We start from the raw sequence: 10,129 nt of genomic DNA, 5'->3' as shown, positions 1-10,129 counted from the left end.
TACGCTTTTCCAGATTTTAAGTAAGGTGACACCCTCTGCCTCAGTGCAGCGATAATCGATAAATCAATTCACCTTGCGCAAATGAAATGCTCGCAAACAGCGCGATGTCATTAACCATTTGCACGAAAAGAATTTCCTGGTGAAAATAGCATTTTGGAACCACCTGACTCCATGCCGAACTCAGTAGTGAAACGAAATAGCGCCGATGATAGTGTGGGGTTTCCCATGTGAAAGTAGGACATCGCCAGGGCCTTATAAGAGAAACCCGTTGCAGCAATGCAGCGGGTTTTTTGCTATGTGCGATTAAGAAAGTGCTGATGAGCTGTAGCTGTAGATAGAATAGCATCGCCTATTCATCCATGAAGCTGGGTCCCATCGCGCATCCATGCGCTCATCTCAATGAGCTGCGAAGCGTTGCTTCGGTCTCATTTCGTCCATGTGAAAGTAGGACATTGCCAAGCTCCTAATAAAAGAAACCCGTTGCAGCAATGCAGCGGGTTTTTTGCTATGTGCGATTTAAAAAGTTGTAGAAAGAGCTGTGTTGTCTATTCATCCATGAAGCTGGGTCCCATCGCGCATCCATGCGCTCATCTCAATGAGCTGCGAAGCGGTGCTTCGGTCTCATTTCGTCCATGTGAATGTAGGACATCGCCAGGGCCTTATTATTAACCCGCTGCAGTAATGCAGCGGGTTTTTTGCTATGTGCGATTAAGAAAGTGCTGATGAGCTGTAGATAGAATAGCATCGCCTATTCATCCATGAAGCTGGGTTGGGTGGTGGAATAGGTCTGCGTTCTCTAAAATGGCTTATTTCACCTTGCGCAAAGTAAATGTACTCGCGTTGCTCGCTGTCATTGTACTTTGCACTTATTAATGCAGGTTATCGCTTACAACCTTAAAACCGGCGCATTAAAATTGTACAAGTACCGAAAAGAGGGCATTGTATCCGGTGATCCAAATCATTAATACAACAAATTGGAACGATCCATTTGGGTGGAAATCAATAATGAATCAAAACAAAGTCGCCAGGCATCTGGCTTTAGTTTCTCTGTCATCAGCCATTTTAACTGCCTGTGGGCAGGCGCCTAGCGCGCAAAATCAACATACTGATGTGTCAGTTTCTGCATCATCAAACTATGTTACTGATGTTGTGTCTTATGTCGATCCCTTGATCGGTACTCAGGGGCCGTTTAATCACAGGCAAGCCGGTAATGTGACGCCGGGGGCGCTGGTGCCATTTGGCATGTTTAACTTTGGTCCTGAGCATGCTTATACAGAAGATCTTTTGGCAGAGTCAGAGGGGATCTCGAAAAAAATTCTGCAAGAGAAAAAACGCGTACCTGTCTCTCCGGGTGGTTATAATTATCAGGCCAGCCGTGTAAAGGGCTTTTCCTTTACGCGTTTATCCGGGACTGGTTGCCTGGGGGCATCCGGCGATATTCCTGTGATGCCATTTACCAAAGATGTAACCTTTTCTCCCGCAACCGATCCCATTAATGGCTATTTCAGTGCCGGGTTTAGTCATGACAATGAAACCGCTATACCGGGCTATTATCAGGTTGGATTAGACAATGGGGTAAACGTTGAGCTTGCGGCAACCACCCGTACGGGGATCGCAAACTTTACTTATGAACAAGCAGACAACGCTAAGTTGCTATTCAGGACGTCTTACTCTCAATTAGGCAGTGGCGACGCTTATGTTAAGGTCGATGCGAAAAAGGGTGAGGTAACCGGTTATGTGACCTCTGGCAACTTTTGCGGTTATCTGGGCGAGCACAACCAAAGGGACTACTACACGCTGCATTTTGTTGCCAAGCTCGATAAACCCATTTCAGGCTCAGGCGCCTGGAAAGACGGTGAAGTATTAAAAGGGCAAGATTCGGCAAAAGGTGGAATGGGGTACGGCGATAACGGTTGGCCGGATATCGGTAAAGGCTCAGGTGTTTGGGTCGATCTGGATTTGGATGCAGGTGAAACCGTGCAAATGCGCGTTGGTATCTCTTATGTAAGTCTGGATAATGCCAGGGAGAACCTTAAAAAAGAACAGGCTGGGCAGAACTTTGCAGAAGTGCGCAAGGGGGCGCAGGCGGCCTGGGAGCAGGAGTTGTCTAGGGTGAAAGTGGAATCAGACGACACCAGCAAACTCAGAGTTTTCTATACCGCCTTATATCATAGTCTGTATCATCCCAATATTTTTTCCGATCTGAATGGTCAGTATATAGGGTTCGATCAGCAAGTTCATACTGTAAAAGGCACTCAAACACACCAGTATGCTAACTTTTCTGGCTGGGACGTTTACCGCTCACAGCTGCAACTGGTTGCTCTGTTGGATAAAAAGCGCGGTAGCGATATTGCCCAGTCCTTATTTAATCAGGCGAGCCAGTATAATGGGGTCTGGGATCGCTGGACGCATAATGCTGGGGCAACGGGCGTGATGAGTGGCGACCCTGCAACGATAGCGATTGCGAATTTTGTGGCATTTGGTGCAGATGACTTCGATGTGAGCGGGGCGTATCAGTCTTTGCGTAAAGCCGCGACTGAGCCTAACGAGTTTGATTTATCTGCGACTGGCTGTCCGGTGTTTTGTCGCGGGCAAAAGCCGTCGTTAGATCAATGGCAGACACTTGGATATATCTCAGACCAGTCGAACAGCTGGGAAGGTGCGTCAGAAACCCTTGAGCAGGCATCCAGCTACTTTTCATTGTCTCAGCTGGCTGCGCGCCTGGGCAAGCAGGGCGATGCTGCTCGTTTTGTGAACGAAGCCGGGTTCTGGCGCAATATCTATAATCCGTCTGCCACCGAGTCGTTAGGCTATATTCAGGGGCGCAACAAAGACGGCAGCTGGAAAGACGAATTTGATCCGTTTTCTGGTCACCTATTTGTTGAGGGCAGTCCGGCGCAGTATTTATGGATGATCCCTCATGATGGCGCTAGCTTGGCAAAAGTTCTGGGAGGTGAAAAGGCAATGAGTCAGAGATTGGATAGCCATTTTAGAAAAGCGGATGGCAGCTGGGTGTTGTATCGCGACTCGGCTGAATTTGCTGATGTATCTAACCAGCCGTCTATTCTGTCTCCGTGGATGTATCTGCACACCGGTGAAGCTTACAAAACACAGCAAACGGTACGTGAAACTATGAAGCAGCTTTGGTTGGATGCGCCGGATGGGATCCCGGGTCAGGATGATTTGGGTCAGATGTCTTCCTGGTATGTATTCAGTAGTCTGGGGATTTACCCCAAATATCCCGGCCGTGCAGATCTGGTGTTGTCCAGCCCTCAGTTTAAACGCGCGAGCATAGGTAATTTAACATTGAACGCACCGCAGGCTTCTGCCGAGCACATTTACATCAATGCGCTGAAGGTAAACGGTGAAGCCACCTTGAACAGCTGGATTGATGAAACCTACATCAATGAACCGGTTACGCTGGACTTTACCCTAAGTGAAACGCCAAACAAAGCATTTGGCAGTGCTGTGGAAAATCGACCGCCCAGTTATGGGCCTGCAACGCAGTAATGGTATAGGTTGTAAGGGTTTCAAACCCTGAGCTGTTTGTAATGCCCCGACTGACTGTCGGGGCTTTTTGTGTCAAACCTTACTCAGAGATTATTGGCCAGGCGCGGGTGTTTTCACCTCGAACAGCAGGACCTGACTCAGCTGTTTGCCGTGCACGTTAAAATTATCATCCGACACCATCAGCAAGCTCGGATTGCCATTGGCAAGCTTAGGACCCAAGGTCATGCCCTCCAGATTATCAATATGTTTGGAGCCCAGTTGTTCCTTGACGGTGGCCATGTTCAACAGCAGAGTTTTACTGGCAGGGCGAAAATGCTGCTGTTTTAGTGAAGCCATTTTGCTTGTGTCGGTTGCCTCTTTCATATCAACAAGATAAATGCTGACATCATTGCCTCCGTCGGCAATCCCCGAGGTATATGAACGCTCCATGGCAAGAAACTGGTACTCATTTAGCTGCAATATCTCCACCAAACCGGTGGTGCGAAATGCATCTGGTTTTGCTTGTGGGCGGTTGACCATAGGCTCGAGGTAATAGGCAAACTGCTTTTGCATGCGTTTCGAGGCAAAATCAAAATAAGAGATACGCACCATGCTGCCGTGTTCAATGTTGGACTCCTCACCATCTTGCTTTAGTGCGCCTTCGGCAGATACCCAAATGCCTTGGCCGGAATGTGCCACGGTGAGTCCTTCGAAGACAGCATTGTGTCTGGGTCCGGATGCTTTACTGATGTTGAACATCTCAGGCAGTGTAAAGCTAACCTGTCCTTGTTCGGTATGCATAAAAATGGCTGGCGCTTGGTGATACTTAATGCTGCCTTCACTGGTCCATATGATGTCTTTCCCGTTGGGGGCCATCCTGAGGCTCTCGGGGTCAACTACAACTGAGTCGGTTTTTCTGTTTATCAGCGGCAGCGATTTTGTGAATTCAACCTGTTCAATTTTCTGATTTTTAATCGCAATATTGGCTTCAAAGTAGCGGGGTTTTTTAGAGTCATCGGCGATGAGCAAATAGCGGCCATCGGTATATTCAATGCTGGACAAACCGCCGACTTTGTCGCCATTGACACGCAAATCAGCAGGAACAATAAATTCATCTAAAAACTCAAGCTGCATAGGGCCTGAGTTGGCGAAAAAAGGAGCCAGTAAGGTTAAAAATAGACAACTGCGCATAAAGATCTTTACTTCAAAAATTCAGGACAGTCCAATATACGCAGGTAATATGAAGTTTGCATCACAAAGTCGATAAAAACACATTACGGTCATGCATGGCTTAATTTTGGTGCCTGTGACTTGGTGTGCGTAACGGCAGTGTTTTATTGGTACTGGATCTGTTTAAACGCATCATACACAGCCAGGTGTAAAGTATCTCCGTGATCGAGCTCTTCGAAATAGCGAAAATGTAACTGAGCTTTATCTTCAAGTTGGGGGGCGATTTTGTCATAAAGTTGCTTTGCAACGCGCTCCATAACCTTACCTTCTTTGCCAACGGCAATGTAGACGGATTTTGGTAAACCCGAGGGACTGAAAGGTTTGGCGAGCAGTGATTCGTCGTCCCACCATAAACTGGGGCTGATAATCACATAGTGGTCAAACAAAGTTGTGTGATGAAACAGAATTTCGCTGGCTAGTAGCCCACCCAGAGACTGGCCTATCAGCGTACTTGACTGACTGGTGCGATAACGTTGCTCGACTAGCGGTCGCAATTCTTTTTCTATAAACGCAATAAATGATTTGGCGCCGCCCTGTGTTGGCAAGTCGCGTTTATCGAGCGCGTTGTTGCTCAACGTTGTAAAGTCGTGTTTTCTGTCCTGATTACTGATGCCAACAACTATGCTGGGTGGCAGAATATTCAGCCAAGGAAAGTTTGCAAACTGAACCAGCCCGGCAATGTGGATAAAGTCTTCGTCTTTTGAGCCGTCCAGCAAGTATATAACCGGGTACTTTTGCTGTGTATTCTCGTGATACCCCGCTGGTAAATACACGTTTACCGAGCGGCTTTGTTGCAGTATTTGAGATTTAAACGTCAAGGTGCTGGCAAACTGCATCGGCTCTGAATGTACCTCACTTTTTGCAAACGCTACTGAGCAGAACATAGAGCCAATTAATATTAAGAGTGCTCGAGTCATCAGGGAACTTTCCTTTGTCTGAATAAAAACAAATGTTAACCCTATTTTAATCTTACGCAAAGGGAAGTGTGGTAAAGCTTGTTAGTCGCGTGATATACAGCCTAAATTTCACCAAGGCGAGAGAGCCATTGATTTATTTTCTGTACAACGTATTGTGTTTATCAAAATAAAATAACAAGGATTGCGCATGAAATTGTTCAAAACGCTATTTGCTACAGCGCTAATTTTACTGAGCGGTGCTGCGTTCAGTGCCAATATTCAGGTTCAGGCAGTGTCGCAGCATGTGCATATTCTCAGCGGGAAAGACTACGGTACTAATATTGGACTGTTCGATACCCCCGATGGCTTGGTGTTAATCGATCCTATGCCAGGTGAGCCATATCTGGCTGAATTGGAAAAAACCATTCAGACAATTTACCGCAAACCTGTCACGCATATTATTAATACGCACGCTCACGCAGATCATACTGGTGGCAATGCCTTTTTTGCCAGTCGGGGTGCGCAACTTGTGACGGGCGCAATTAACCGGTTTGATATTACTCACCGGGTGGTGAAGTCTCATACCGGCACCGATAACATTTACTATTATAAGCCGGGTAATATCATTTTTGTTGGGGATGTGTTTGATACCAGCTGGCATCCTACTTTTTATGCTGGCGGAGTGGCTGGGTTTAACCTGGCGATAGAGACGATTTTAAGCTTAGGGGATGAGCAGAGCCTGGTGGTGCCGGGTCATGGTGAAGCCGCCAATAAAACCTCACTGCGTGCGTTCAGACAAAACCCCCTTGACTGGGTGAACATGGTGAGAACGCTCAGTAAACAAGGGTTAAGTGTGGAACAAATCATGGCAGATAAAAGGGCCGTTGAGCTGGTCGCGCGTTTTAACCCGCAAGGTAAATCGCCATTTTTGCCAAGTAAAGCCTATGAGCGCTTTGTGCAGAGGACGCTTCAGGTGATTGAGCATGAGTTGCTGTAGTTGCAATATACGAACGCTAAACGCCGAGCCTTGGCGTTATCGGGTTGATGTGCGATAGTGACAGCGCCTGTGACCAATCAATAAAACCATGGAATTTTCACGCTACTTTTTGTTCTTTTTTGCCTCCCTTGGCGCGTTTAACGGGGTTTTGCTTGCCATCTGGATCTATCATAAACGACAAGCGATAACCGGGGCGCCCTGGCTGTCTTTGTTGTTACTTATGCTGAGTGTTCGGATTGGCAAATCGGTCGCGTTTTATTTCAGCCCGGGGCTCAGCAAAGACATTTTACAGCTCGGGTTAAGCGCCTGCTGTTTGATTGGACCAAGTCTTTTTTCCTTTTGTTTTCGGGCCCAAAACCCGGATAAATACCGTGTGATGCTACCCTGGCATTTTGCTGTCTGGGTATTTGTGGTCGCACTGATAGGTTTTTTATATCCCTATCGCAGCCATCTGGAACTTTGGCAAAGCTGGATATATCGGGGATCAAGTTATGTCTGGCTCGGATATTTGTTAGCTGCAAGCTGGGTTTGCAGGAATAAACTTGTTGCGCTTTGGTCCACACCAAGTCGTCTGGCCTGGCGCGATATGCCACTGGTGGTGCTGGGTGGTGGATGGTTAGTCTGGCTTGCCTATTATACCGCGGCCTACACCTCCTATATTATGGGGGCTTTGTCATTTTCTATGGTGCTCTACCTGAGTGTGGTGGTTTACTCCGGTGCAGGCAAAGCAAAAGTAAAATATGCAGCGCAGCGTATTTCAGATCAGCAAAGCCATGAGCTGTCGGCAAAATTAACGCACTTGCTGGATGAAGAGCGCCTGTTTACCGATCCCGACATGTCTTTACCCAGGCTGGCTCGACGCTTAGGGGTAAGTCATACCAAACTATCTCAATTTTTAAATCAGCATTATAGCTGTAACTTTAATCAATACCTGAACCGCTACCGAGTCGAGTACGCTCAGGGATTGTTATGCCAGCAGCAGAACCTGACCATGGACCACGTGGCTGAGTTGTGTGGCTTTAATGCCAGCTCAACATTTTACACGGCGTTTAAGAAATACAGCGGCCAGACCCCCAGTCAGTTCAGGGCAAGCAACACTGCTAAATTATCATCCTGAACACCCAAATTATAATCCAGGAGCTTGTTTTTTAAGGTTATGTTTTATGGTGAGGTGACTTTAAGTTAACCGGAGACACACCATGAGAATTTGTCTTAAGACGATCTTGATTTTATTTTGTTTGATGCACAGGGGGCACGCCCATGCCGACGAGAGCGGGGTGATACGTGCCCTAAATGACTATCTTCAGGGGACACAAATGGGTGAGCCCGCGCGCATTAAAGATGCATTTCACCCGCAAGCCCAGTTGCTACTTTCTCACGATACTAAGCCGTTCTGGACAGTTACGGCCAGTCAATACAGCAGCTGGTTTGCCACTAAGCCTGCAAAGCAGCGACGGGGGAAAATTCTTTCCCTAAAAATCGATGGCGATATTGCCACAGCGCGGCTAAAAATTGCCGTCTCAGCGCCTTATCAGGCTTTCATCGATCACGTTTTGCTTAAACGCATTGCCGGAAAATGGCAAATCGTCAGCAAAACGGCGACACAGCAGAGCACCCAGTATAAAGATAAGAAAATCTTGTTTATTGCTTCCAGTGCCAGCTTTCATGGTGACAGCGACTTGCCCGCAGGCACCAGCTTTTCAGAACTTGTCTATGCCTATGATACTTTTATCAAAGCTGGCTATGAGGTCGATTTTATGAGTACCCGAGGTGGTGCGCTGAGCCTGTCTTATATCAATACCTCCATGCCCATTCATAAACACTATCTGTACGATCCTGTGTTTATGTATGCTATTGGCCACAGTCTGATGCCCGAGCAAGTCGACGCCTCACAGTATCATGCCGTGCATTATGTTGGGGGAAGCAATGCCATGTACGAAGTGGCAGAGCATCCGCAGATCCAGGCGATTGCTATGCAGGTTTATGAGCAGAATAAGGGGATTATTTCCACGGTGTGTCATGGCACTGCTGGTATTGTTAACTTAAAGCTTAAATCTGGAGAGTACCTGCTGGCCAACAAGCGGGTGAGCGGTTATCCCGAGTCATTTGAGCGCCAGGATGCCGCTTACTTTAAAGAATTTCCGTTTTTAATTGGTGAGCAAGTCAAAGCGCGGGGCGGGATGTTTTTGCATGGTGAGCGCAATACCGCGTTTGTCGAAGTGGATGGTAGGTTGATCACCGGACAAAACTATTTATCTTCCGTGGCGGTTGCCCAAGCCATGATTGCTGTATTAGAGAAAATATGATGCGGTGCATGTAACAACGGGCAGGTGAATGGGCCGAGGAAGGCGTGAACAGGGAAAACTGTCGCTCTCAAAGTAGAGGCAAATAATTGCCTCTACATTCAGTTGTCCGGTTAGTTATTCTGCGCTTGCCACTTTAATCGCAGCTGCACAGTCAAACCACCAATTTGACCGGCTTCGTGCAAGCCATAGTGGGTCATGGCTGCGTGTCTGAAAGAGGTCGACACACCAGTAAGATACTCAATAACACTGTCCTGGCAGGGTTCTCGATAGTCAACATCGTCATCGCACTGTGAGTATAGCCCATCAATAACGGGGATAAACTCGGCTTTAAAGTGGTCAGACAGGTCTACCAGATAGGCATCGATTAGCGGTTTGGATGTCTGCTCAACTGCTATCAAAGAGGTACTGTAATCCCAGCAGCGTTGCCAGATCTGCGGGTGCTCTGTTGTTTCGTTTTCTAACACAGTGACGAAGTCTTCGAGTGCATGCTTGTTTTCCATCATCACTTCAACATTATCAAATGCGGCGCAGTTATGAGGCGCACGCTTGAGCTGAGTGATGGTGTCTTTCACGGCGCGATCATAACTAATTCTGGCGCTCTCATGGTGGTCTCGCATTGCTGCCCACCAAGTAATGATACTCACCTGGTGTGGGGCAAAGTCATAATCTGTCGCAATACCATTGTTAAACAGCCACTGAATGTGTTTTAGTGCTTCCTGATAGTATCCGTGGTCGTACAGGAACTGCGCCTGGTCAAGTTTGGCTTGTAGCTGAGGGTCTAATTCGCCGGCCTGTGCAGAAAAGCTAAAAGCGCCATAGGCCACAAGGGCGGTGGAAAGTAAAAGTTGTTTCATTTTACGCTACTCCTTAGTAAAAAATGAATATGCCGCGATGCCTTAGACAGAGCACCCCGGATAGTTGCTGCCTGACTTGGCAGTTGCCGTTCTTTAGCAGTATGCGTGCCAAAACAACCCTTTGTTATTTTATTTTTATACTTTTCTAATTATATATTCTTACTTAAAGGCTTGGTTGCGTGTTCCCGAACTTTGCAGGTTTGAGAGCTCTGATAATACCAATTTGCTTAATTAAGTGTTCTATTTTGAGGCGAGAAAATATAGTCGATAACCAGGCAAAAATTTAGCTATTTAGTTGTTCTAAATGAGAAATTTTTAACACCGTTAGCGTTATGTTTGCTCCGTCAAATTGAACAG

The 10,129-nt window shown here is 47.0% G+C and carries 7 protein-coding genes and 1 rRNA gene; 5 read left to right on the top strand and 3 right to left on the bottom strand.

What is annotated here, in order from left to right; translation table 11 throughout:
* The first annotated feature begins 135 nt into the window (after positions 1-135).
* Both rrf and C3B51_RS22510 read left to right on the top strand, forming a co-directional pair.
* Positions 136-250: ribosomal RNA gene (gene rrf / locus C3B51_RS22520) — 5S ribosomal RNA — on the top strand.
* Between the two features lie 755 nt (positions 251-1,005).
* Positions 1,006-3,510: a GH92 family glycosyl hydrolase gene (locus C3B51_RS22510; protein ID WP_130246462.1), complete on the top strand. Its 2,505-nt coding sequence runs from the start codon at positions 1,006-1,008 to the stop codon at positions 3,508-3,510.
* A 90-nt stretch (positions 3,511-3,600) separates the two neighbouring features.
* On the opposite strand, the gene C3B51_RS22505 is transcribed toward C3B51_RS22510, so the two are convergent.
* Together C3B51_RS22505 and C3B51_RS22500 are read right to left on the bottom strand one after the other, a co-directional pair.
* A complete protein-coding gene (locus C3B51_RS22505) occupies positions 3,601-4,680 on the bottom strand; it encodes an esterase-like activity of phytase family protein (RefSeq protein ID WP_130246461.1) in 1,080 nt (359 codons plus the stop codon).
* A 143-nt stretch (positions 4,681-4,823) separates the two neighbouring features.
* Complete coding sequence (locus tag C3B51_RS22500; protein WP_125717684.1) at positions 4,824-5,636, bottom strand: alpha/beta hydrolase; 813 nt, start codon at positions 5,634-5,636, stop codon at positions 4,824-4,826.
* A gap of 187 nt (positions 5,637-5,823) precedes the next feature.
* Between C3B51_RS22500 and C3B51_RS22495 the strand changes: the two genes are divergently transcribed.
* The 3 genes from C3B51_RS22495 (at position 5,824) to C3B51_RS22485 (ending at position 8,918) form a co-directional block, all read left to right on the top strand.
* Entirely contained in the window at positions 5,824-6,612 is a 789-nt protein-coding gene (locus tag C3B51_RS22495) for an MBL fold metallo-hydrolase (RefSeq protein ID WP_130246460.1), read from the top strand.
* An 88-nt stretch (positions 6,613-6,700) separates the two neighbouring features.
* Positions 6,701-7,729 carry a helix-turn-helix domain-containing protein gene (locus C3B51_RS22490; RefSeq protein WP_130246459.1) on the top strand — a complete coding sequence of 343 codons (1,029 nt, stop codon included), beginning with the start codon at positions 6,701-6,703 and terminating at the stop codon, positions 7,727-7,729.
* 160 nt (positions 7,730-7,889) lie between these two features.
* Entirely contained in the window at positions 7,890-8,918 is a 1,029-nt protein-coding gene (locus tag C3B51_RS22485) for a nuclear transport factor 2 family protein (protein WP_240701958.1), read from the top strand.
* Positions 8,919-9,028: 110 nt separating this feature from the next.
* On the opposite strand, the gene C3B51_RS22480 is transcribed toward C3B51_RS22485, so the two are convergent.
* Positions 9,029-9,772: a hypothetical protein gene (locus C3B51_RS22480; RefSeq protein WP_130246457.1), complete on the bottom strand. Its 744-nt coding sequence runs from the start codon at positions 9,770-9,772 to the stop codon at positions 9,029-9,031.
* Between the last annotated feature and the right edge of the window lie 357 nt (positions 9,773-10,129).

Origin of the sequence: Pseudoalteromonas rubra (assembly GCF_004212645.1) — a bacterium.
GTDB lineage: Bacteria > Pseudomonadota > Gammaproteobacteria > Enterobacterales > Alteromonadaceae > Pseudoalteromonas > Pseudoalteromonas rubra_G.
This window is presented reverse-complemented; position numbering and strand designations above follow the sequence as displayed.

What these genes read in the sequence shown, in the direction of transcription:
- C3B51_RS22510 (WP_130246462.1), top strand. Translation starts at nt 1,006, where the DNA reads ATGAATCAAAACAAAGTCGCCAGGCATCTGGCTTTAGTTTCTCTGTCA.
- C3B51_RS22505 (WP_130246461.1), bottom strand. Translation starts at nt 4,680, where the DNA reads ATGCGCAGTTGTCTATTTTTAACCTTACTGGCTCCTTTTTTCGCCAAC.
- C3B51_RS22500 (WP_125717684.1), bottom strand. Translation starts at nt 5,636, where the DNA reads ATGACTCGAGCACTCTTAATATTAATTGGCTCTATGTTCTGCTCAGTA.
- C3B51_RS22495 (WP_130246460.1), top strand. Translation starts at nt 5,824, where the DNA reads ATGAAATTGTTCAAAACGCTATTTGCTACAGCGCTAATTTTACTGAGC.
- C3B51_RS22490 (WP_130246459.1), top strand. Translation starts at nt 6,701, where the DNA reads ATGGAATTTTCACGCTACTTTTTGTTCTTTTTTGCCTCCCTTGGCGCG.
- C3B51_RS22480 (WP_130246457.1), bottom strand. Translation starts at nt 9,772, where the DNA reads ATGAAACAACTTTTACTTTCCACCGCCCTTGTGGCCTATGGCGCTTTT.